Genomic DNA, 22,480 nt, shown 5'->3' with positions numbered 1-22,480 from the left:
GGTGGCAAGTACCGCGGCGGCACGCTACGATGGCTCGGCCTGTCCATTGTCTGGCTTGTTAACGGAATCCGCCACCCTCATGCCCCACCGCCTCCGCACCGCAGCTTTTCGTGTCTTGCTGAGGCCCGTGCCGCTGGCGATAGCCTTGTCGTCCTGGCTGAGCGCCGCGGCGCTGGCCCAGTCGCTGGCGCCGGTCACCGTCAGCGCCACCCGTACCGAGCTGCCGCCCTTCGATGTGCCGGCCTCCGTCGACGTCATCGATGGAGAGCGGCTTCGCGCCGATGGCAGGGCGCAGCTCAATCTCTCGGAAAGCCTGGCGCTCACGCCCGGTGTACTGGCGCGCGACCGGCAGAACCAGGCGCAGGATCTGCAGCTTTCCGTGCGCGGCTTTGGCGCGCGTTCCACCTTCGGCGTGCGCGGCGTGCGGATTTATGTCGACGGCATTCCGGCCACCATGCCTGACGGGCAGGGCCAGCTTTCCCACATCGATATCGGCTCGGCGGAGCGGGTGGAAATCCTGCGAGGACCTTTTTCTTCGCTTTATGGCAATTCATCAGGAGGCGTGGTGCAGGTGTTTACCGAGCGCGGTGAAGGCCGGCCCACGCTTGCGCCCAACGTCGCTTTTGGAAGTGACGGCTTTTTCCGCAGCGGCCTCAAGGCCACCGGCAGCGCGGGTTCGCTGGGCTATACCCTGAACGCCAGCCACTTCAGCACCGACGGCTTTCGCGCGCACAGTGCGGCGCAGCGCGACCTGGCCAATGCGCGCCTTGATTGGCAGCTGGCCAACGGCGGGCAGCTCATGCTGGTGGCCAACCATCTGGACTTGCGCGCCGACGACCCGCTGGGACTCAATCGCGCCCAGTTCGATGCGGCGCCGCAAAGCGCGGATGCATCCGCCACCCAGTTCAACACCCGCAAAACCGTGCGCCAGACCCAGCTGGGCCTGGTCTACGAACAGCCGCTGGGCGGTGGCAACAAGCTGCGCGCCATGGTCTACCAGGGACAGCGTGCCACCGTGCAGTACCAGGCGATTCCGGTGGCGCCGCAGGCCAGCCCGCTGCACCCGGGCGGGGTGATAGACCTGAACCGCAGTTACGGCGGCGCCGACTTGCGGCTGACGGCGCAGGCGCAGCTGGCCGGTTTTCCGCTGGAGGTGGTCGCCGGCCTGGCCTACGACAGCCTGCGCGAGCAGCGCCTGGGTTTCCAGAATTTCAGCGGCGCCAGCCTGGGCGTGCAGGGCGCGCTGCGCCGCGATGAAACCAACCGGGTCAGCAGCCTGGATCCATATGCCCAGGCCACCCTCAAGCTGTCGCCGCGCTGGACTGTGCACGCGGGCCTGCGCCGCAGCACGGTGCGCTTTGATTCCGCCGATCATTACGTGGCGGGGCCCAACGGCGACGACAGCGGCAGCGCGCGTTACAGCGCCACCTTGCCGGTGGCCGGCCTGCTGTACGCCCCCACCGACAACCTGCGTGTCTATGCCACGGCGGGCAAAGGCTTCGAAACCCCGACCCTCAACGAAACCGCCTACCGCGCCGATGGATCCACCGGGCTGAACCTGGGCCTGAAGCCTTCTCGCAGCAACAACCTGGAGGCGGGCCTGAAGTGGCGCACGCCAGTGGGCGAGGCGGCCCGCCTGGAGGGCAGCGCCGCGGTTTTCCACACCGCCACGCGCGATGAAATCGTCAGCCAGACCAACATGGGCGGGCGCAGCACCTTCCAGAATGCGGGCGCCACACGCCGCCGCGGGCTGGAGCTTGCCAGCAGCCTGGCTTTGCCCGGCGACTGGCGGGTGCAGCTCTCGTACACCTGGCTGGATGCGCGCTACCGCGATGCGTTTTTGACCTGCGCCGCCACGCCTTGCGCCACACCCAATGTGTCCGTGCCGGCCGGCAATCGTATTCCGGGCATTGCGCGCTCGGCCCTGGCACTGGAAGCCGGCTGGCGGCCGGCGCGAGGGTGGCGCGGCGGCGTCGAAGCCCGCCATCTGGGCAGTGTTCCCGTCAACGACCTCAACTCGGACGCGGCCGCCTCGTTTACCGTCGCGGCGGCGCATGTCGGCTACGCGGTAGAGGCCGACGGCTGGAAGATGCTTGGCACCCTGCGGCTGGACAACCTGTTCGACAAAAAATACGCGGGCTCCGTCATCGTCAATGAGGGTAACGGCCGCTACTTTGAGCCTGCCGCCGGGAGGACGTGGTTGCTGTCCTGGACCGGCAGCTATGCGTTCTAACGCCTGCCGGGCTGTTGGGTGTGGTCGAAACAAAATCGATATAAAACTAATTGTTTGTATAAAAACGATAGTTTTATTTTCATCGCTTGATGCGAGATGAAAAGATATGATAATATCGTTTTTATCGAAAACGATATTTTTATATTTATGAAGACCCTGTCCGAAGTGACCTCGCGCCTGGAAGGTGAGCGGCAGCGTTTGAAGCTGGATTACCAGGCCTTGGCTGAAAGGACGGGCCTCACGCCTCTGTCTGTGCGCAACATCCTGCAGGGCCGCACCGCGCCACGCATCACCACCTTGATGGCGATTGCCGACCCATTGGGGCTGGAGGTGATGCTGCTGCCCAAAGTGGTGGCCGCTGGCCTGCACTCGCATACCGTCCAGGAGCCCGCGCCGCCTGCCTTGTCGCGGGTGGACCGCATCGTGGCCGAGACTTCGCTGCTCGCAGCCGCTGCGGCGCGCGGAAAGAAACCCAAGGGCGACCTGCCGTGAACGTTCTGGCGCTGGATATCTATTTGGGTTCCCTGCGCGCCGGTCTGCTGTTCCAGTACGGCACGGGCAGCACCGCGCTCACGCGCTTCATCCCTGACGAGGCCTTCTGGTCCAATGCGGCGTCGCCGGTGTTTTCCTGGGCCGCCGCTGATGACGATGCGCAGCGCCGCGAGATTTTCTGGCGCAGTTATGTGAACACGCCTTTTTTCAACGCCGAAGGCGGGCGCCTGCCGGCTTTTTTCCAGAACCTGTTGCCTGAGGGGCCCTTGCGCCGCCACCTGGAGCAACTGCGCGGCTGCGGGCCCAACGACCATTTCGACATGCTGGCCGCCTGCGGCACCGACCTGCCGGGCAATGTCTATGCCTATCCCGCGCGCCTCGATTTCCAGGCGCTGGCCGGGGTGGTGACGCAGCACCATGATGCGCTGGAGATGTCGGTCACCGCCGAGCCCATGCCCGACGCGACCTCGCTATCCGGCGTGCAACCCAAGCTCGCGCTGGTGCAGCAGGGCGGGCGGTATGTGGCGCGCACCAAAGACGCCAAAGGCCTGCACATCATCGCCAAGTTGCCCACGGCCGAGTTCGCATTTTTGCCCGAGGTGGAAGAGCTTTCGCTTCGACTGGCGCAGGCCGCGGGTGTGCAGGTATGCGAGGCCTGGCTGGCCCCGATGGAAGAGATCGTCGCCGAGCAGCCTTTTGTACTCGGTGAAAGCCGGAACTTCCTGGCGGTGAAACGCTTTGACCGCGGGCCCCAGGGGCATATCCACTGCGAAGATTTCGCGCAGATCCTGCGCATTCAGCCCGAAGAAAAATACACCCACCCGGCAGCCAGCTACGCCGCCATGGCCAGGACGCTGCGCGAGGGCATGAGCTTGCCGGGCGAGGCGGGCGAGGGCGCGGCGCAAGAGTTGATACGCCGCGTCATGGTCAATGAAATGCTGGGCAACTATGACGCGCACGTGAAGAATTTCGGCGTGCTTTATCGCGACGGCCGTACGCCGGAACTATCCCCGGCTTATGACGTGGTCGCTTACGCGGCCTATCTGGGCGGGCGCGGCCACGCGCTGCGCTTTGTGCCCGGTGGCGAAAAGCAGGCCAGGCTCACGGCCCAGACCTTGCGCAGCTTTTGCAACGCCACCGGCATGTTCGAAACACGCGTGCGCGGTGTGCTCAATGAGGCGGTGGGCAAGGCCTGCGAAACCTGGCCTCGGATGATTGAGGCCAGCGGCCTGCTGGAGCGGCAGAAGCAGAACCTGCTCAAGCACTTCGAGGCTTGTGATGCAGTCAAAAGCTGGCGGGCCCGGCGCGCGGCGGGCGCCAGGCGCAGGGCGCAAGCGCCGGCGCCGGCGCCTATCTGAGAAACTGCTGCGGTTCTTGCTGCTGCGACGATGCGGGTTCGGCCCTTGGCTGCCGCTCCTTGAGCCAGGCCTCCAAAGCCTCCGATCCGCCGATTTTTTTGCCGCCCGCAAACACTTGCGGCGCCGTGGCGGCGCCCGCCACCGCCTGCAGGGTGCTGGTGCTGATGCCGTGGCCCAGCGTGATTTCTTCATAGGAAAGGCCGGCCTCGTCCAGCATGGCCCTGGCCGTGGCGCAAAACGGGCAGCCCGGCTTGCCGAAGAGCGTGATGGGCTCGGGCGCCACGGTATCCGGCGCCAGGTACTTCAGCATGGTGTCGGCATCCGAAACCTCGAAAGGGTCGCCGTCCTTCTCGGGCTCGATAAACATCTTTTCGATCATGCCGTCGCGCACCAGCATGGAGTAGCGCCAGGAGCGCTTGCCGAAGCCCAGATCGCTCTTATCGACCAGCATGCCCATGCCCCTGGCGAAGTCGCCGTTGCCGTCGGGTATAAGCGTGATGTGTTTAGCCTCTTGCGCCTTGCCCCATTCGTTCATCACGAAAGCGTCGTTGACCGAGAAGCAGACCACCTCGTCGATGCCGTGGGCCTTGAAGGTGCGGGCGAGCGCGTTGAAGCGCGGCAAGTGGGTGGATGAGCAGGTGGGCGTGTAAGCGCCGGGCAGGGAGAAAGCCACGACGTTTTTTCCGGCGAACAGGTCGGTGCTTGAGACGTCGGCCCATTGTTCGTTTTGGCGTGTTTTAAAAATGACGTCGGGGACGCGTTGCCCCTCGTTGTTGGAGAGCATGGGAAGTCCTTGGGTGGGGATTGCAGGGCGCCGCCCCCGGCAGCCATCCGGTGGCGATGAGATTGATTGTGCGAACCGCCCACACCGCAAGTTGTCGGACAACGACGACATTGCTGTAGGGCAATCTCATATATCAAGCCGCGCACCCACTGTCAGGTGCGGCCGGCTTGTGCCCACGCACCGGGCGCCGCCGGCATTCCAGAATTCCACAGCGCTCGATTGCTGCGGGCGCTCAAGGAGTTTTTCATGCCCGAAGGACCGTCCATCCAGATACTTAGGGAGCAAGCCGCGGGCTTTGCGGGCAAAGTTGTGCGACACGCCGGCGGTAATACCAGCGTTGACGTATCGCGGCTCGCAGAGAAGCGCCTGCTGGCTGTGCGCAGTTGGGGCAAGCATTTTTTGCTCGAGTTCGACGGGTTCGCCGTGCGCATCCACTTGCTGATGTTCGGCAGCTACCGTATCAATGAAGGCAAGGAGGGCGCCACACCCCGTCTCAGCCTGGGCTTTGCCGGCGGCAACGAGTTGAACTTTTACACCTGCTCGGTGCGCTATATCGAGGAGCCGCTGGACACGGTTTACGACTGGAGCGCCGACGTGCTCTCCGACGCCTGGGATGCCGCGGCCGCCCGCAAGAAGCTGCGCGCCATGCCCGGCACTCTGGCATGCGATGCGCTACTGGACCAGACGGTGTTTTCCGGGGTCGGCAACATCATCAAGAACGAGGTGTTGTTTCGCATCCGCGTGCACCCCTTGTCGACCGTGGGCGCATTGCCGGCGCCCAAGCTGCGCGAGCTGGTGGCGCAAGCCCGGCAGTACAGCTTTGATTTTCTGGAATGGAAGCGGGCGTTTGTGCTCAAGCAGCACTGGCTGGCCCACACCAAAACCATCTGCCCGCGCTGCAATATCCCGTTTGTGAAAGCCCATCTGGGCAAGACCCAGCGGCGCAGCTTCTTTTGCGAAAGCTGCCAGAGGCGCTACGAAAGCCAGGGAGTGCCGCTAGAAGTGGCTTAAGGTCCCAGGCGGCAAACGCATGACAAAATGCAGGACCCTGAAACCCGCAGCTGGAGCTTTGCATGAACTTCGCGCCCGACCTTGCCACGGTCACCCACGGCATACAGCTGGCGGTGGCGCCCGTGTTTTTGCTCACCGCCGTCTCGGGCATGATCGCCGCGGTGGCCGGCCGCCTGGCGCGCATCATTGACCGCGCGCGCTTTCTGGAAAACCGGCTGGAAGCCGGCGGCGTGGAAGACGCCCGCGCGCAGCGCATGTACAAGGAGCTCGGTGAACTTCGCCACCGTGGTTGGCTGGTCAACATCTGCATCGCCTTCCTGACTTTCTGCGCCATCCTTATCGGCACCACCATCATCCTGCTGTTCCTGGGTGAGACCAGCGAACTGCCCACGCTGCGGATTGCCACGGTCTGCTTTTTGTCGGGAGTGGTGTGTTTTCTGCTGGCCCTGGTGTGCTTTCTGGCGGAAACCTTGCTGGCGACGCGCCTGCTCAAGTTCGCGGAGCCTTCGCGTTAAAGCCAGGGGCGCCGAGCGTCCAAATCGGGCAAATGCAGGACGCCGATTCTGGTGTTTGCCCTACAAACTGTTGCCTTTGCCATGGTCAGACTCGGGTGAACCCCGTCAACTGCCGTGTAAACCTCCCGTTGAACAGCCAGGCGTTCGGCTTACGGGCTGCGCTGCCTTGCCGCAAGCCCATTTCAAAACTACCGGAGAACCATAATGAAAATCCCCACGATCACACGCAGCCTTGCACTGCTGATGGCAGCGACCTTGGCCTGTTCCACGAGTTTCGCCGAGAAACCCGAGTGGGCGGGGGGCGGAAAAAACAAGGGCAACAAACATGAGCAGGCTGAGCAGTCCGACCAAGGCGACCATGAGCAGGGCGGTAAAAAGGCCAAGAAAAACAAGCACGGCGCCGAGGTAAAGGTCGGTGCGTATTTCGTGCCGCAGCAGCGCGTGGTGGTCCAGAACTATTACGGCAAGCAATTCAAGGCCGGCCACTGCCCCCCGGGCCTGGCCAAGAAGAACAACGGCTGCCTGCCGCCTGGGCAGGCCAAGAAATACGCCATAGGCCAGCCCTTGCCGCGTGACATCGTCTTCTATCCCGTGCCGGCGGCTGTGGTGGTGCAACTGGGCGCTCCGCCCGCGGGGCACAAGTATGTGCGGGTTGCCACCGACATCCTGCTGATTGCCGTAGGCACCAGCATGGTGGTGGATGCCATCCAGGATTTGGGTTCGATTTAAAGCCCGGTCCTACCCCGATTCGGGGCGCTCTGGATGTCTGGCCCGTCGTTCGGACCGGTGTGCGGGGGCATGGCCGACACGATGGGCGGGCCCGTCGGGCGTCCCCTGTACACAAGCAGGATCCAAATATCTTTCAAATATCTAACAGCGTTCAAAATATAAAACGAGCGTTAATTTTTACCGGAATTGAAGCCGGGATTGCCTTTACATTTGGCCGATGCAAGCTCGACTAGACCGCCAGCAGGCCCAAAGCGACTCACGCCGCAAGGGGGTGCTGGACGCCGCCCGCTGCGTGTTCGAGCGCCTGGGCATTGAAGGCGCCAGCATCCGTGAAATCGCCAGGGAAGCCGGCTATACCGCCGGCGCCATTTACTCTTACTTTGAAAGCAAGGAGGCGATTTATGGCGCCTTGCTGGCCGAATCGCTGGAGCGCCTCAATGCGGCGGTGGGTGCGGCCGGCCAGGATGGCGCCGGGCCGGCCGACCTGCTGGAGGCCAAGGCCGGCGCCTGGTTCGGTTTTTTCGCGGCCAGCCCGCGCGACCTCGACCTTGTTTTTTACCTGGTGCAGGGCATGCGCCCGCGCGGGCTGACGGCAGAACTTAATTTGCAGCTCAATGACCGCCTGCATGACGCGCTGCAGCCTTGCGAAGCAGCCCTGCAGGCCATGGGTTTGAATGCCGAAGACGCCTTGCGCGAAAATACCGCTTTGTTCGCCCACGGCCTCGGCTTGCTGCTCTTGCAGCACACCGGGCGCATACGCTACTTCGGCCAGGATGCGACGCTGCTGTTTGACGCCTACCTGATCAGTCTGGTGGAGCGTTTGCAGCGACATCCCGGCTGACCCTCCCAATCATTTCCAGGAATTTCCATGCTGCTCGATGCCGACGACTCCCAACTGGTGCTGGTGGACTACCAGACCCGCCTCATGCCCTCGATTTTTGAAAACAGCCTGGTGGTGGCCAATGCGGTGAGGCTGGCGCGCATGGCCCAATTGCTGGAGGTGCCCGTCTGGGGCACGGCCGAAAATCCCGGCAGCCTGGGCCCCCATGTGCCCGAAGTGCAGGCAGCGATTGCCGCGGCCGGCGGCCGCATGCTGGACAAGATGTCTTTCAGCGCCGTCGCCGACGGCCTCAGCGACCTGCTGCGCCCGCCCGTGCGCCAGCCCAGCCAGGGCCGCAATGCGCGCAGCCTGCCCAAGCATTTGCAAAAAACAGCGCCCGAACCGGAAGAGGGCAGAAGCACCATCGTCATCGCCGGCTGCGAAGCCCATGTCTGCCTGCTGCAGACCGCGCTTGACCTGCTGGAAGAAGAGTTTGAGGTCTGGGTCGTGACCGACGCCTGCAGCTCGCGCAGCGAACGCAACCGCGACGCCGCCTTTGACCGGCTGGCCGGCAACGGCGCCGAGCTGGTGACCACCGAGATGGTGGCGTTTGAGTGGCTGCGCACGGCCGAGCATGAGGCGTTCAAGGATGTGCTGGGGCTGGTGAAGTGAGGCGGGCGGGTTTGCAGCCTGCTTACGCCATGCGCCTGCTCGGGCTGGTGCTTTTGATGCTTGTTGCGAGCTGTGCCTCTCCGGATGAAGTTGTGCAGTTCGCGAGCCAGGCGAGCTCGCCCAGTCCTGCATACCCTGCCATCTCCAGACGCCTTGGGGAGCAGGGCCGCGTGCTCGTCCGGGCGCGGGTACTGGCCAGCGGCGACACCGCCGAGGTACAGCTTCATCAAAGTTCAGGCGTTGACAGGCTGGACGCGGCAGCGATTGCGGCCGTCAAACAATTCAGATTCAACCCCGCACGAACCCGCTCAGGTCGCGCGGTGGATTCGTGGGTGACCTTGCCTATTCAGTACACCTTGAAATGAGCGATTCAACGCAAGTCTTACTCCTCGCCATCTCAGCGCTTGCTACCGGCTGCGACCCATACACTGGGTCGAAGCGCCTAACAAGAGGCCTCACCCAGGCAATGGTTTGGAAGCACTGGAAGGCTTGGCATCGCCCCGTTTTTCACTTGAGAAACTCATGACAACTTTGGACCCCGGCCCTTTTTTTCACGGCACGAAAGCCGAACTGCTGCCAGGTGATCTACTAAGCGCAGGCTTTAAATCGAACTACGACGAAAGCGTCGTGATGAATCACATTTATTTCACGGCCATCGCTAAAGGCGCTGGGCTTGCCGCGGAAATAGCCAAGGGCAGCGGCAGGCCGCGTGTCTACGTCGTGGAGCCCACGGGGGAATTCGAGAATGATCCCAACGTGACGGACAAGAAATTTCCAGGCAACCCGACGCGGTCCTATCGAAGCAAGCTGCCTTTAAAAGTGGTCGGCGAGCTCGAATCTTGGGAGCCGTATGACCCGGAGTTCATTCAACAACTGAGAGCCCGCGTAGAGAATGGCATGGGCAAAATCATCAATTGATGTGAGGCAGCTTTGTGAAACGAGCATTCAGCCGTGGCAATGGGGCATGACCAAGATGCAAAAACCGGAAGATGCACCCGGCGCATTTCAAGACGCCTGGAATGCTCACGACATGCGTGCCCTCGGTGAGCTTTTCGATCAGGACGCAACGTTCGTGAATCGCTTTGGGCACTATGTCCGGGGCGTTCAAGAGATCGTGGCACTCCATGCTCCGATTCACGAAACCATCTATAGCGACTCCACGCTCCAGAATGAGCTGATCGATATCGCCCCCATTGCCGAGGGGGTGGCGGTGATCCATTGCTGGAGCCGCCTGGCTGCCGGCGCCGCCCATCCTGCCGGCCCCCACGTGGTGGATACGCTGATCCTCGCAGTGCTGACGAGACAGAACGATATGTGGCGCATTCGAGCGCTTGAGAACGTGACCCTTGTCAACCCTCGAACCGGCGAGGCCATCTTGCGCGGCTAGTACGGCCTTGTGTTGACAGGGCATGCGCGTCAGCCTCCTGAAAGCCCGTTATCCATAATTAAGAATTCAGTTTTGCGGTTTTTTAGCGTTTTTGGCCTTGAGATAACAAACCCTCTGGAGACAACGCCGTGTTCAAGTCACTTCTGCTCAACAAGTCCGAGGCCGGCTTTTCGGCCGCTGTGGCCGACACAGATGAAGCCCAGCTTCCCGCCGGCGACGTGCTGGTGCAGGTCGAATATTCCACCCTCAATTACAAGGACGGCCTGGCCATCACCAACAAGGGGCCGGTGGTGCGCAGCTGGCCCATGGTGGCGGGCATTGACGGCGCGGGCACGGTGCTCGAGTCCACCCATGCGGCCTGGAAACCCGGCGACCGTTTCGTGCACAACGGCTGGGGCCTGGGCGAAACGCGCTGGGGCCTCATGGCCGAGCGTGCGCGCTTGCAGGGCGACTGGCTGGTCAAGCTGCCGACCGCCTTCACGCCGCGCCAGGCGATGGCGATCGGCACGGCGGGTTATACCGCCATGCTCAGCGTGCTGGCGCTGGAGCGGCACGGCGTCCAACCCAATGACGGTGAGGTGCTGGTCACGGGCGCGACCGGCGGCGTTGGCAGTGTGGCCGTGGCCTTGCTTGGCAAGCTGGGCTACACCGTAGTGGCCGCCACCGGCAAGGCCACTGAAGAGGCTTATTTAAAGCAGCTAGGCGCCAGCAGCATCATCGACCGGGCCGAACTCTCAGCGCCCGGCAAGCCGCTGCAAAAAGAGCGCTGGGCCGCGGTCGTGGACGCCGTGGGTTCGCACACGCTGGCCAATGCCTGCGCGCAGACACGCTACGGCGGCGTGGTGACGGCCTGCGGCCTGGCCCAAGGCGCGGACTTCCCGGCGACCGTGATGCCTTTTATCCTGCGCGGCGTGACGCTGGYCGGCATCGACAGCGTAATGGCGCCGCTGGCCAAGCGCCAGCAGGCCTGGGAACGCCTGGCCCGCGACCTGGACCCGGCCAAACTGGAGGCCATGGTCGAGGAAGTGCCGCTGGCTCGTGCCGCCGAAAAAGCGGCCGACTTGATGGCCGGCAAAGTGCGCGGCCGTGTGGTCGTCAAAATCTGAACAAAGCTTACCCCGTATCCCTTATCACCGTTCCGTTCGAACTGAGCTTGTCGAAGGGTCCAAGGGCTTCGACGAGCTCAGCCCGAACGGTGGGGTGAGAATTCAAAAATATGGGGCGCGCAGTTCCCTTTAGAAAAACGGAGACAAGAGATGACGAGCTACGCAGACTTCTACCGCCAGTCCATAGAGCAGCCCGAGGCCTTCTGGACTGAACAGGCCAAATTGATCGACTGGCACAAGCCGTTCACCCGTGTCTGCAACGACGACAAACCGCCTTTTGTTCAGTGGTTTGAAGGCGGGCAAACCAACCTGTGCCACAACGCGGTCGACCGGCACCTCAAGGATCGGCCCGACCAGGCCGCGCTGATCTACGTCTCCAGCGAAACCGGTGTCGAAAAAACCTATAGCTTTCGCGAACTGCACGCCGAAGTGCAGCGCATGGCCGCCAGCCTGCTGGCCATGGGCGTGGTCAAGGGCGACCGCGTGCTGATCTACATGCCCATGATTGCCGAGGCCGCGTTTGCCATGCTGGCCTGCGCGCGCATAGGCGCCATCCACTGCGTGGTATTCGGCGGCTTTGCCAGCGGCTCGCTGGCTTCGCGTATCGACGATGCCACGCCGCGCGTCATCATCAGCGCCGACGCCGGTTCGCGCGGTGGCAAAGTCGTGGCCTACAAGCCCCTGCTCGACGAGGCGATTCGCCTGGCCAAACACCAGCCCGAGGCCGTGCTGCTGGTGGACCGCGGCCTGGCGCCCATGCCCATGGTGACCGGGCGCGACCTGCATTGGGAAACCCTGCGCGCCAAATACATGCACGCCCAGGTGCACTGCGAATGGCTGGACTCCGTCGCCATCAGCTACACCATCTACACCAGTGGCACCACCGGCAAACCCAAGGGCGTGCAGCGCGACACCGGCGGCTACGCGGTGGCGCTGGCCGCCAGCATGAAACACATCTTTGACGGCCACGCGGGCGAAACCTATTTCTCCACCAGCGACATCGGCTGGGTGGTGGGCCACAGCTACATCGTCTACGGCCCGCTGATCGCCGGCATGGCCACCATCATGTACGAAGGCCTGCCTACGCAAGGCATGGACAAGCAGCCCAACGCCGCGATCTGGTGGAGCCTGGTCGAGAAATACAAGGTCACCGGCATGTTCAGCGCGCCCACCGCGGTGCGCGTGCTCAAAAAACAGGACCCGGGCCTGCTCAAAAAACACGACCTTTCCAGCCTGCGCGCCTTCTTCCTGGCCGGGGAGCCACTTGACGAACCCACGGCGCGCTGGATCAGCGAGGGCCTCAATGTACCCATCATCGACAACTACTGGCAGACCGAGTCAGGCTGGCCCATCATCACCATCGCCAACGCCGTCGAAAAAAAGCCCAGCCGCTTCGGCAGCCCCGGCGTGCCCATGTACGGCTACAAGGTCAAGATCCTGCATGAGTCCACCGGCGAAGAGCTGACCCAGCCCCATGAAAAAGGCGTGGTCGTCATCGAAGGCCCGACGCCGCCCGGCTTTATGCAAACCATCTGGAAAGACGACGCGCGCTTCGTCAACACCTACTGGAAGAGCGTGCCCGGCAAGATGGTGTATTCCACCTTCGACTGGGGCATACGCGACGAGGACGGCTACTTTTTTATCCTGGGCCGCACCGATGACGTCATCAACGTCGCCGGCCACCGCCTAGGCACGCGCGAGATTGAAGAGAGCATTTCAGGCCATGCCGGCGTCGCTGAGGTTGCGGTGATCGGCGTGGCCGACCAGCTCAAAGGCCAGGTTGCCATGGCGTTCGCTGTGCCGAAAGATTCGGGCGTGTTGGCCGACACCGCAGCGGCGATGAAGCTCGAAGGCGAAATCATGAAACGCGTGGACGGCGACCTGGGCGCCGTCGCGCGGCCGGCGCGTGTGCATTTTGTGTCGGCCCTGCCCAAGACGCGCAGCGGCAAGATGCTGCGGCGCGCGATTCAGGCGGTGTGCGAGGGCAGGGACCCCGGGGATTTAACGACCATGGACGACCCGGCGGCGCTGCAGCAGATTCGGGATCGGGTGGCTGGGTAACGCACTACTGCGAAGCCTTCGATCTGCCTTAGTCCGGCAGGGCAAGAGTGGTGCCGGCCATCATGCCCTTCGCTTCCGGTTCCTGGATCTCGGTCCAGACGCGGTTTCCGCTGGTCGCAACGGGGCGGTTAATGGTTTCCTGAACAAGGGCACCGAGCAAACCAAACATGAGGGAGAAGTCTCCTGTCGGTCGTGCGAAGGGCGCGAGCAAGTAAAAGAACCGCCGCTCGTCCGCTTGCGCCGTGATCTCCGTGACACGCTCTTGCCCTACAGATGTGGCAGCTGTGAGCCGCCTGGTGCCTGGCGCGACACTGATGGCGGTGTAGCTGTTTTGCGGCAGAGTGGCCACCTTTGCACCGTCCACCAACACTGTAGCGGTCTCTGTATCTCCGGAAATTCTCACCAGATACAGCAATGCCTGCCCCGGCATGGGGTCCTGCAGCTGAACTTCCGTGGGCTGTGGTGTAGAAGGCGTTGCGGCGGGATTGGCCCAAGTGCAGGCGCTTGCAATCAAAAGTATTCCTGCCAGCGTGCGTCGGATCATCTTGACTTCCAAGTTCATGTGAATCAAGCCTTAGTGGTCATGAGAGTTGGCAGATTCTAGAGGGCACAGCGGGTGCGCCTTCGATGTCTCATCTTGAGAAAACTTCTCAACACTTTGTTTCAGCCAAGGGTTTCTACCGGGATACCCCCTTGCGCCCAGCCGTAGCATGAGTCGCGCAAGGCCTTCGGGTAGTAGCTKAGTGAGTTGACTGTGGAGGCCTGCCCGATCCTGTGATGACAGCGATTCAATAAAAGGGGACACCAGATGACAACAAAACTCAACGTGAACGGCAAGGCCGTTTCCGTCAATGCCGAACCCGATACGCCCCTGCTGTGGGTGATACGCGATGAGCTGGGCATGACCGGCACCAAGTTCGGCTGCGGCGCGGCGCTGTGCGGCGCCTGCACCGTGCACCTCAACGGCCAGCCGGTGCGATCCTGCCAGACGCCGCTGTCGGCGGCGGCGGGGCAAAAGGTGGCGACGATTGAAAGCCTGTCGCGCAACAACACGCACCCGTTGCAGGTCGCGTGGATCAAGCATGACGTGCCGCAGTGCGGCTACTGTCAGTCGGGCCAGCTGATGAGCGCGGCGGCCTTGCTCCAGGGCAACAAGAACCCGAGCGACGCCGATATCGACGCCGCGATGAGCGGCAATATCTGCCGCTGCGGCACCTACCCGCGCATCAAGGCGGCGATCAAGGATGCCGCTTCCACCCTGCGCAAAGCCTGAGGAGAACCATCATGACTGCCAACACACTGGTCTCCCTTGATCGCCGCAGCTTCCTTAAAACCTCATCGGCGCTGACCGTCGCAAGCGGCGGGCTGATGCTGGGTGTCTCGCTGGGCGTTCCGTCTGCCGTGCAGGCGGCGGGCACGCTCTACACGCCCAATGCCTGGGTGCACATCGCCGACGACAACACCATCACGCTGCTGTCGGCACGTTCGGAGATGGGGCAGGGCGTCTATACCTCCATGCCCATGCTGATCGCTGAAGAGCTGAATGTTGACATTCGCAAGGTCAAGGTCGCGATTGCGCCGCCGGGCAAGGTCTACACCAATGCCTTGCTGGGCGCGCAAATCACCGGCGGCTCGACGTCGGTGCGTGATGGCTGGGAGAAGCTGCGCATTGCGGGCGCACAGGTGCGCACCATGCTGGTGTCGGCGGCGGCCGCGAAATGGAATGTTGATGCATCGACGCTCAAGGCTGAGAACGGCATGGTCATTGGCCCCAGGGGCAAGAAGGCGACCTACGGCTCGCTGGCCGAGGCGGCGTCTAAACTGCCGGTGCCCGAGAAAGTGGCGCTCAAAGACCCCAAAGACTTCACCGTGGTCGGCAAGCCGACCAAGCGGCTGGATACACCGATGAAGGTCAACGGCACGGCCGAGTTCGGCATCGATGTGAAGCTGCCGGGCATGGTCTACGCCAGCCTGCAGCAATGCCCGGTGATTGGCGGCAAGGTCACCAGCTTTGACGCGGCCAAGGCCAAGGCCATGCCCGGCGTGATGGACGTGGTGCAGATTCCCGACGGTGTGGCGGTGGTGGCCGACAGCTACTGGCACGCTTTCAAGGCGCGCCAGGCGCTGACGGTGCAGTGGGACGAAGGCCCGGTCGCGGCCATCGACAACGCCAGCATGCTGGACGGCATCCGCAAGGCGGCGGAAAGCGGCAAGGTGATTCCCATCATCGCGCCCAAAGGCGACGCGGCCGGTGCGATGAAGGGCGCGGCCAAGACGCTGAAAGCCGAATATGTGTCGCCGCTGCTGGCGCATGCCACACTGGAGCCCATGAACTTCACGGCCGACTACAAGAACGGGAAAATTCTGCTGATAGGCCCCACGCAGTTCCAGCAGGGTGCGGAAGGCAGCGTGGCTGCGGCGCTGGGTATCAAGCCTGAGGACATCACGCTGAAGACGACCTTTCTGGGTGGCGGCTTCGGCCGGCGGCTGGAGCTGGACTTCATCGTGCAGGCGGCGCAGATTTCCAAGGCCGTGGGCAAGCCGGTCAAGCTGCTCTGGAGCCGCGAGGACGACACCACGCACGACTTTTACCGGCCCATGGCGGTCAACCAGCTTTCTGCCGGGCTGGGGCCTGACGGCAAGCCGGTGGCGCTCAATTTCAAGATCACCTCGCAGTCCATCACGCAGCGCGCCTTCGGCCTGCCCAAGGACACGCTGGACCCCTTCATGGCCGAGGCGGGTGTCTTGCCTTACGACATCCCGAACACGCAGTACGACCTGGTGATCCACGACAGCGGGCTGCGGGCGGGCTACTGGCGATCGGTGAGCCATGCGCTCAATGCCTTTGCCAACGAAAGTTTTGTCGATGAGATGGCCGCGGCCGCGGGCAAGGACCCGTATGCCTACCGCATGTCGCTGCTGGAAAAGCAGCCGCGCTTTGCCAATGTGCTGAAGCTGGCAGCCGACAAGGCCGGCTGGGGCACGCCGCCGCCTGCGGGGCGCAGCCGCGGCATCGCGCTGATGGACGGCTACGACACCTATATGGCACAGGTGGCCGAGGTGTCGGTCAAGGACAACCAGGTCACGGTGCACAAGATGACGGTGGTGGCCGACCTGGGGCGCATGGTCAACCCCGACACGGTGCAGGCGCAGATTCAGTCCAGCGTGGTGTTTGGACTCTCGGCGGCGCTGAACAACCAGATCACGCTGGACAAGGGCCGGGTGCAGCAGACCAATTTTGGGGACTACCCGGTGCTGCGCATGCATGAGTCGCCGGTCATGGACATCACCATCGTGCCCAGCACCGAAAAGCCCGGCGGCATCGGCGAGCCGGCCACAGCGCTGGTGGCGCCTGCCGTGGCCAACGCCGTGTTCGCGGCCATCGGCAAGCGGGTGCGCACGCTGCCGCTCAATGACAACCTCGCCAAAGCCTGACGGCATATGGGGTTGGCGCCGGAATTGAGGCAGAAATGAACGTGGACTGCTAGCATCCGGCGCATGGACAACATTGACCTTGAAGTTCTGAAAACCTCCTCGCAGTGGCTGGCCGCCGGCCTGCGCTGCGAGCTGGTCACTGTGCTCAAAACCTGGGGCTCCAGCCCGCGGCCCGAAGGCTCCATGCTGGCGATCTGCGAAGACGGCCGGGTGGTGGGTTCGGTCTCGGGCGGCTGCATTGAAGATGACATGATCGACCGGGCGCGCCGCGAGGGCCTGGACCGTGTAAAGCCGGCCATCGTTACCTACGGCGTTTCGGCCGATGAGGCACGCCGCTTCGGCCTGCCCTGCGGCGGCACCATAGAGCTGGCCCTGGAGCCGCTATCGGCGGCCAGCCGTGTCGATGAACTGCTGCAACGCCTGCAGGCCGGCGAGCTGGTGGCGCGGCGGCTGGACCTGCACACCGGCGCCGTCACACTGGGCGCGGCCCAGCCCAGCCAGTCCATGCAGGTGTCCGAAGCCGCGCTGGTGACCCTGCACGGCCCGCGCTGGCGTTTGCTGATCATCGGCGCGGGGCAGCTTTCGCGTTTTGTGGCGCAGATCGCGCAAGGTATGGATTACGCCGTGACGGTATGCGACCCGCGCGAGGAGTACCGCGACAGCTGGCAGGTCGATGGTGTGGAGCTGGCCACCGGCATGCCCGACGACGTGGTGCAGGCCATGAAGCTGGATGCGCGCTGTGCGGTGATCGCGCTCACGCACGACCCCAAGCTGGACGACCTGGCGTTGATGGAGGCGCTGCGCTCGCCGGCTTTTTATGTGGGCGCGATCGGCTCGCGGCTGAACAACCAGCGCCGCCGTGAACGGTTGGCCGAACACTTCGACATGACGCCGGAAGAACTGGCCCGGTTGCACGGCCCGATAGGTCTTTATATCGGCAGCAAGACGCCGCCGGAGATTGCGATCTCCATCCTGGCCGAGCTGACGGCCGTCAAGAACGGCGTGGGGTCCGCGCAGATGGCCAATGTCGCGGCAGCCAAGGGCCAGCTCGGTTTGCCGCCGACGGGAGAGGTGTGCACCGTCACGCAGTGATTTTTGCCGTGATTTTGGGCCTTGAAAGCAGCAGTTTCAGGCGTTAATCGGCTTGTGGGCCAATAAGTCCGTGCGCAAGCTGCTACTTTATTGGTAGCAAGAATCAGGGCTTGGCAGCAGATGCGGGGCTCACATCAAAAGCTGCCGGCGGCAGGCCGGCCCGTGAGCGCTCCACCATGTGGGCCCACGCGGCTTCGCGGTCCCTGACACGTGCGGCCGCGTCAAACAAAGGCGCCGTTTGCTGGGCAGACTGTAGTTTGTTTCGCAATTGCTGCAGGGCTTCGGGTTGACGGCCCAGGCGAACCGCTTTTGCGACATAGGCATCCGCATTTTCCAGAACGCATTCAGGCAGGGCTGCAGCCTGCAGAATGCTTGCGCCCATGCGTGCGGCCATACTGCCGCCGAGGCAGGTGAGTGCGGGTACGCCCTGGCGCAGGGCATCCGCCAGCCCGGGGGCGGCGTTCAGGCGCAAGGTGTCAAGAAACAGGTCTGCGCAGCCGAGGTGGGCAGGAATCTCTGGCCAGGCCGCCAGGGCTGAAAAAATCAGCCGTTGTGGGCCTACCCCTGCGGCCTGTGCCTCGCGTACCAGGTTGATGCCCGCCCGGCTGCAAAAAGGCAACCACAGCACCGCGTCGGGCAGCGAGCGCAGGATTTTCATCCAGCTGGCGAAGGTGACTTCGTCAAGCAGGGGCGGCAGCAGGCATGAGCACAGCACGATGGCGTCTGCCGGCAGCCCGGCTCTTTTGCGGGAAGGAGAGGTCGGCTCCGCATCGGTTTCGAGGTTTCCCGGCCAACAGGTTTGCGGCAGGCGGACGACGGCGCCGAAGCTTTCCTGGGTGTTGTGCGCGGCCAGGTCATCATTTACTTGCGGGTGGATGGTGTGGTCGGACAGGGTGTAGTCCCAGGCACCGGGGACCTGGTGGCTGTAGAGGCCGGGCTCGCGCAGTTGCACAGGCGCGACCCGCATCACGGCGATTTCCTGCCGGGTCCAGGCTGGGTTCATGGCCTGTTCCAGGTAAATATCAAGCCTGTCCAGCCGGATGCGCCCCACCGCTTCGAGGTCGGTCATGTGCCCGAGCTCATTCACGCTGGCCGCGTGGTGGCGCAAGATTTCGTGGTGTTCAGGCTGGGGGCGCCCTGTGAAAGCATAGACATGCACGGCAAAACGCCTGCTGTCGTGCCGCGCGAGTTGCCTCTCAAGCGAGCGAACCTGCCGTGCATCGGCCAGGCTTTGCACGGCCAGGCCAACGTGGATGCGGCTGTCTGTTGGCAGCCGGCGCGTGCGCGAGTCGGGCCTGAAGGGCGGGCAGGATTTGAAGCGGCATTTGATCGCTTCCTGGGTTTGCCGCCACATCTGCTGCGGCGCGGCTTCGTTCATGCCGAGTGCAAGGCCATGAATGGGTGCATCACCCCAGTCACGGTGTTTGGAGACTGCCGGCGATTCAGCCAGTGCTTGTTGCAGGATGCCGGTGAGGGCATTGTGATGCCGCCAGTCGCTGATGGCGATATTGCGGAATGCTTGCCGCATGCAGATTTGCAGCGCGTCCGCCGCCAGGTGGTCGGCGGCCTTGCCCTGGATGGCGCCCTCCAGCGCACCGCCTTCAGCCGTTTCAAGCTTCAGCAGAAACTCCGCCATCAGATTGCGGGTGCCGGCGTCGAGTTCTTTCAGCGCGGTGTCGGCTTGTTCAAGCTCACCGGTGAAGGCCAGGAGCGCGATGTACCGGATCTTCAGTTCGGCATGCCCGGGAAATTGCGCCAGGGCCAGCCGTATGGCCTCCAGCGCTTCGGCGTAGCGCCGTGCGCCTGAGAGGTATTCGGCCAGGTTGGCGTGGTAGGGCGCGTAGCCGGGCTGCAAGTCAATGCATTGGCGGGCCATGCGGATCGCCATGTCCCACTGAGAGGACCCGGCCGCCAGGATGGCGACATTGTTGAGCGACCGCAGGTGGTTGGGGTTGAGTTCAAGGGCCCGTGCATAGGCCTTCCGGGCGTTTTCAAGGTCGCCGCAGCCTTCTGCCGCGATCGCCAGGTTGGCCGCGCCATCTGCGTCCTGCAGCAACGGCACCTCAACGCCCAGCAGTGTGCGATAAGCCGCCTGCGGGCAGTCCAGCACGCTGAGCAGCGTGGCGCAGGCGGACGCTGAATTGACGTCCGTCGGCAGGAGGGCGCGTGCTTTTTCGAAGGCGGCAAGCGCCAGCTCGGGTTGCCCGGCCTTGTCCAGCTGGCTGCCCCGCGACATCCAGCCTCTGTGATCCTCCTCGCGGAGAAAGGAAGTGGCGGGGTCCATTGCAACTTTGCTGCCGTCTTGCATGCGGGAATTATGTGGCACGGCGGGTTCGGTCTTTCAGGCAGGCGCGGAGATAATCGCGGCTAATGACCCAAGGCCTGACTCCCACCGACACGGACACCGGCGTCCTGCACCTGCTGGGGCGCTTCGGCGAGCTGTACACCGGCGCGGAGCGGGAGTTGCTGGACCTGTCGCGGCTCCTGGCCGGGCGGCGGCCGGTCAGGCTGTGGTCCGACGTTCCGGTGCACCCGGCCTACGCCCCCGAGGGCATTACCGCCGTGCAGCCTTTTGCGCACCAGTTTCCCAAGGAAGGCACGCTGCTGATTGGCGGCGTGCATCTGCAACCAGGGATATGGCTGAAATACACGCGGTTCAAACGGATCATTCTTTTTCACAACATTTCACACCAGGCGCAGCTGTTTGCCATTGTTGAAGGCGTGCGGGAATATACCGGCCTCAACCCTGAAATTGTTTTTGTGTCCGACTGGCTGCGCCGCAGTGCAGCATTGAGCGGCCGCGTCATTCCCAGCCTGCTCGATCTCACGCCCTTTTCAGAAGTGGCCGCCGACCGCTTTGCCCGATGGAAAGACGTTGAAGCCCGGCCACGGCCATTTACCGTGGGACGCGCCAGCCGGGATTTGCTTGAAAAGCACAACCCGCAGGATCTTTCGCTCTACCGCATGCTGGCCAGCCGCGGCATACGGGTGCGGGTCATGGGCGGAACCTGCCTGGCGCCGGGCCTGGCGGGAACCGATGGCATTGAGCTGCTGCCCGCTGGGGCGGAGTCTGTGCCGGACTTTTACCGTTCGCTGGACGCGATGTTCTACCGCACCGGAAACTTCTTTGAGGCGTATGGCCGGGTTGTGCTGGAGGCCATGGGCGCCGGTTTGCCGGTGGTGGCCCATGTCAACGGCGGTTATGCCGAGGTGATCGAGCAGGGCGTTTCGGGGTTTTTGATCCGTTCGCAGGAACAGGCTTTTGACGCCCTGATGTCGCTCAACGATTCGCCTGATTTGCGGCTTCAGCTGGGCATGGCCGCACGGCAGCGGGCCAGCCAGGTGCATGGCCCCGAGGCGACGGAACGGGACCTGGCGTTTTATCTCGCCTGAGCGGCCTAGGGCCGCGTCGTGCGTCAGGGAGCGGCAAATGCCGCGGCGCCTGAATAACGGATATTTCCGTTGGTGCCGGTGTAAACCATGCCGGCGCGGCTTGCATTCACCCCTGTGAAAAAACCGTCCGCGGTGAAAACCGGGCCGCCGTTGGAGTAGCTGAACTGCCCCCCCGACACGGTGATGTTGGAAGCGCTAAAACTGCCAAGTGTGGTGACCACGCCTATGTTCAGCTTGCTGGTGCCGAAGTTGATGTTGAACGTTGCGGACGTCAGCGTTCCGGAAGCCACTGCGGCCTGTATGGATGTGTCGTAGCCCGTGACAGGCGTCTGGCCGATCAGGTTGTAGCTGAGGGTGCCTGTCGTGGGCATTACCGCCGTGGGCTGGCCGATGACATAGTGGAGATCGTTGATATTCGTGGCGCCTGGGTTGCGCGTACCCGTGGTCCACGATCCCCATCCGATGAAGTCGCCGGCGTCGGTCGAACCCGCCGAGCCCGCGAAGGCGTTGAGGGTGGGGGTAAAGTCCTTGCCGTTGGCGCTCAGCGCGGTCAGCTTGCCGGTGTCAAGGGTTGCGGAAGTGCCTGTGGCAACGGGCGAAATGGTGGAGGGGCCAAAATTACCCTGTGAGTGGTAGGTTGCGGCCGACTTGAGGTTGGTGAACGTGCCGGTATTGACCGGCGCTGCAGTTTGCGACGGGACGATGGTGGCCTTGCCATCACCATTGACGTTGTTGCCGACAACAACGGGCTCCTGGTCGGGCGGTGGCGTTGGCACGGGGGCGCGCACGTTGGTTCGCTTCGGCGCATCGGTGTTGTTGATCACCCTGACCGATTCGCCGGCCGTCAGGCCCACGCAGCCGCCGGCATTGCAGACTTCGATGGCGTCCAGCTCGGTCGTCACGCCCAGGGAGCCGTCGGGGTTGTAGCCGACATTGAAGCCGGAGCCGCGTATGCCTATGGTGGCCGTGGTGGTGGTGACCTTGTAGTTCTCGCGGTTGCGCTTGCCGATCAGGCCGGTGATGGCCCGCATGCTGCCGCGCAGCAGGTCGACCAGGAAGCGGTCCTCCTTGGGGTCGGCCTTGTCGACGTAATTGGCTACCTTGAATTCGGTGTTGGGCTGCAGGGACACCAGGCCGCCATCGGTGAAGCGCACCTGCGCACGTCCGCTGGCGCCGGTCAGGATGGCCTGGCCGCTTTCGATGTCCTTGCCCTTGACCAGTGCCGTGGTGGCGCCGTCCGCGCGGCGGACGTTGACGTCGCCGGCGATGAACTGGGCCACGCCCGCGGAAGGCGCGGCAAAGGCCTGCAGGGGGTAGATGGCGGCCAGCGCCATGACCAGTGCAGTGTGTTGGAGCTTGATGTTCGGTGTCATATGGTTTCTCCGGGTATTT

21 protein-coding genes are annotated in these 22,480 nt (G+C 63.5%); 17 read left to right on the top strand and 4 right to left on the bottom strand.

The window, feature by feature from the left end; all coding sequences use genetic code 11:
* The first annotated feature begins 79 nt into the window (after positions 1 to 79).
* The 3 genes from AC1DXS_RS09240 (at position 80) to AC1DXS_RS09230 (ending at position 4,083) form a co-directional block, all read left to right on the top strand.
* On the top strand, positions 80 to 2,233 hold the full coding sequence (locus AC1DXS_RS09240) for a TonB-dependent receptor domain-containing protein (protein WP_477737214.1): 2,154 nt from the start codon (positions 80 to 82) through the stop codon (positions 2,231 to 2,233).
* Between the two features lie 147 nt (positions 2,234 to 2,380).
* Entirely contained in the window at positions 2,381 to 2,725 is a 345-nt protein-coding gene (locus tag AC1DXS_RS09235) for a helix-turn-helix domain-containing protein (protein WP_477737213.1), read from the top strand.
* A complete protein-coding gene (locus AC1DXS_RS09230) occupies positions 2,722 to 4,083 on the top strand; it encodes a type II toxin-antitoxin system HipA family toxin (protein ID WP_477737212.1) in 1,362 nt (453 codons plus the stop codon). The genes AC1DXS_RS09235 and AC1DXS_RS09230 overlap by 4 nt, the downstream gene beginning before the upstream one ends.
* On the opposite strand, the gene AC1DXS_RS09225 is transcribed toward AC1DXS_RS09230, so the two are convergent.
* Positions 4,076 to 4,867 (bottom strand): glutathione peroxidase, encoded by a 792-nt coding sequence (locus tag AC1DXS_RS09225; RefSeq protein WP_477737211.1) that lies wholly within the window; start codon positions 4,865 to 4,867, stop codon positions 4,076 to 4,078. The genes AC1DXS_RS09230 and AC1DXS_RS09225 overlap by 8 nt on opposite strands.
* Before the next feature lie 246 nt (positions 4,868 to 5,113).
* Here AC1DXS_RS09225 and AC1DXS_RS09220 point away from each other — a divergent pair, with 246 nt between their 5' ends.
* From AC1DXS_RS09220 to AC1DXS_RS09175, 10 genes are all read left to right on the top strand, one after another.
* Positions 5,114 to 5,878, top strand: coding sequence for a DNA-formamidopyrimidine glycosylase family protein (locus AC1DXS_RS09220; RefSeq protein WP_477737210.1), 765 nt, complete (start codon positions 5,114 to 5,116; stop codon positions 5,876 to 5,878).
* A 62-nt stretch (positions 5,879 to 5,940) separates the two neighbouring features.
* Positions 5,941 to 6,393 carry a DUF2721 domain-containing protein gene (locus AC1DXS_RS09215; protein ID WP_477737209.1) on the top strand — a complete coding sequence of 151 codons (453 nt, stop codon included), beginning with the start codon at positions 5,941 to 5,943 and terminating at the stop codon, positions 6,391 to 6,393.
* Between the two features lie 204 nt (positions 6,394 to 6,597).
* The gene (locus tag AC1DXS_RS09210) at positions 6,598 to 7,122 is read left to right on the top strand and encodes a hypothetical protein (RefSeq protein WP_477737208.1); all 525 of its coding nucleotides are present in this window, start codon (positions 6,598 to 6,600) and stop codon (positions 7,120 to 7,122) included.
* A 217-nt stretch (positions 7,123 to 7,339) separates the two neighbouring features.
* A complete protein-coding gene (locus AC1DXS_RS09205) occupies positions 7,340 to 7,963 on the top strand; it encodes a TetR/AcrR family transcriptional regulator (RefSeq protein ID WP_477737207.1) in 624 nt (207 codons plus the stop codon).
* A gap of 27 nt (positions 7,964 to 7,990) precedes the next feature.
* Positions 7,991 to 8,614: an isochorismatase family protein gene (locus AC1DXS_RS09200; protein ID WP_477737206.1), complete on the top strand. Its 624-nt coding sequence runs from the start codon at positions 7,991 to 7,993 to the stop codon at positions 8,612 to 8,614.
* Positions 8,615 to 8,625: 11 nt separating this feature from the next.
* Positions 8,626 to 8,979: an energy transducer TonB gene (locus AC1DXS_RS09195; RefSeq protein ID WP_477737205.1), complete on the top strand. Its 354-nt coding sequence runs from the start codon at positions 8,626 to 8,628 to the stop codon at positions 8,977 to 8,979.
* Between the two features lie 157 nt (positions 8,980 to 9,136).
* Positions 9,137 to 9,532: an NAD(+)--rifampin ADP-ribosyltransferase gene (gene arr, locus AC1DXS_RS09190; protein WP_477737254.1), complete on the top strand. Its 396-nt coding sequence runs from the start codon at positions 9,137 to 9,139 to the stop codon at positions 9,530 to 9,532.
* Positions 9,533 to 9,578: 46 nt separating this feature from the next.
* A complete protein-coding gene (locus AC1DXS_RS09185) occupies positions 9,579 to 10,001 on the top strand; it encodes an SgcJ/EcaC family oxidoreductase (RefSeq protein WP_477737204.1) in 423 nt (140 codons plus the stop codon).
* Between the two features lie 128 nt (positions 10,002 to 10,129).
* A complete protein-coding gene (gene acuI, locus AC1DXS_RS09180) occupies positions 10,130 to 11,107 on the top strand; it encodes an acrylyl-CoA reductase (NADPH) (RefSeq protein ID WP_477737203.1) in 978 nt (325 codons plus the stop codon).
* A 108-nt stretch (positions 11,108 to 11,215) separates the two neighbouring features.
* Positions 11,216 to 13,168 (top strand): propionate--CoA ligase, encoded by a 1,953-nt coding sequence (locus AC1DXS_RS09175; protein ID WP_477737253.1) that lies wholly within the window; start codon positions 11,216 to 11,218, stop codon positions 13,166 to 13,168.
* Between the two features lie 28 nt (positions 13,169 to 13,196).
* Here AC1DXS_RS09175 and AC1DXS_RS09170 read toward each other — a convergent pair whose 3' ends face one another.
* Positions 13,197 to 13,730, bottom strand: a complete 534-nt coding sequence (locus AC1DXS_RS09170) for a hypothetical protein (RefSeq protein ID WP_413330802.1) — start codon at positions 13,728 to 13,730, stop codon at positions 13,197 to 13,199.
* Between the two features lie 246 nt (positions 13,731 to 13,976).
* Here AC1DXS_RS09170 and AC1DXS_RS09165 point away from each other — a divergent pair, with 246 nt between their 5' ends.
* The 3 genes from AC1DXS_RS09165 to AC1DXS_RS09155 all read left to right on the top strand — a co-directional run bounded on the left by AC1DXS_RS09165 (position 13,977) and on the right by AC1DXS_RS09155 (position 17,695).
* A complete protein-coding gene (locus tag AC1DXS_RS09165; RefSeq protein ID WP_477737202.1) occupies positions 13,977 to 14,441 on the top strand; it encodes a (2Fe-2S)-binding protein in 465 nt (154 codons plus the stop codon).
* A gap of 11 nt (positions 14,442 to 14,452) precedes the next feature.
* Positions 14,453 to 16,603 (top strand): xanthine dehydrogenase family protein molybdopterin-binding subunit, encoded by a 2,151-nt coding sequence (locus AC1DXS_RS09160; RefSeq protein ID WP_477737201.1) that lies wholly within the window; start codon positions 14,453 to 14,455, stop codon positions 16,601 to 16,603.
* A gap of 63 nt (positions 16,604 to 16,666) precedes the next feature.
* Positions 16,667 to 17,695, top strand: coding sequence for an XdhC family protein (locus tag AC1DXS_RS09155; RefSeq protein WP_477737200.1), 1,029 nt, complete (start codon positions 16,667 to 16,669; stop codon positions 17,693 to 17,695).
* Positions 17,696 to 17,798: 103 nt separating this feature from the next.
* On the opposite strand, the gene AC1DXS_RS09150 is transcribed toward AC1DXS_RS09155, so the two are convergent.
* A complete protein-coding gene (locus tag AC1DXS_RS09150; protein ID WP_477737199.1) occupies positions 17,799 to 19,931 on the bottom strand; it encodes an O-linked N-acetylglucosamine transferase family protein in 2,133 nt (710 codons plus the stop codon).
* Between the two features lie 134 nt (positions 19,932 to 20,065).
* On the opposite strand from AC1DXS_RS09150, the gene AC1DXS_RS09145 reads away from it, so the two are divergent.
* On the top strand, positions 20,066 to 21,088 hold the full coding sequence (locus tag AC1DXS_RS09145) for a glycosyltransferase family 4 protein (protein WP_477737198.1): 1,023 nt from the start codon (positions 20,066 to 20,068) through the stop codon (positions 21,086 to 21,088).
* A gap of 23 nt (positions 21,089 to 21,111) precedes the next feature.
* On the opposite strand, the gene AC1DXS_RS09140 is transcribed toward AC1DXS_RS09145, so the two are convergent.
* Positions 21,112 to 22,461: a FecR family protein gene (locus AC1DXS_RS09140; protein ID WP_477737197.1), complete on the bottom strand. Its 1,350-nt coding sequence runs from the start codon at positions 22,459 to 22,461 to the stop codon at positions 21,112 to 21,114.
* Positions 22,462 to 22,480 lie beyond the last annotated feature (19 nt).

The organism is Polaromonas sp. P3_B1, from assembly GCF_056402935.1.
This window is presented reverse-complemented; position numbering and strand designations above follow the sequence as displayed.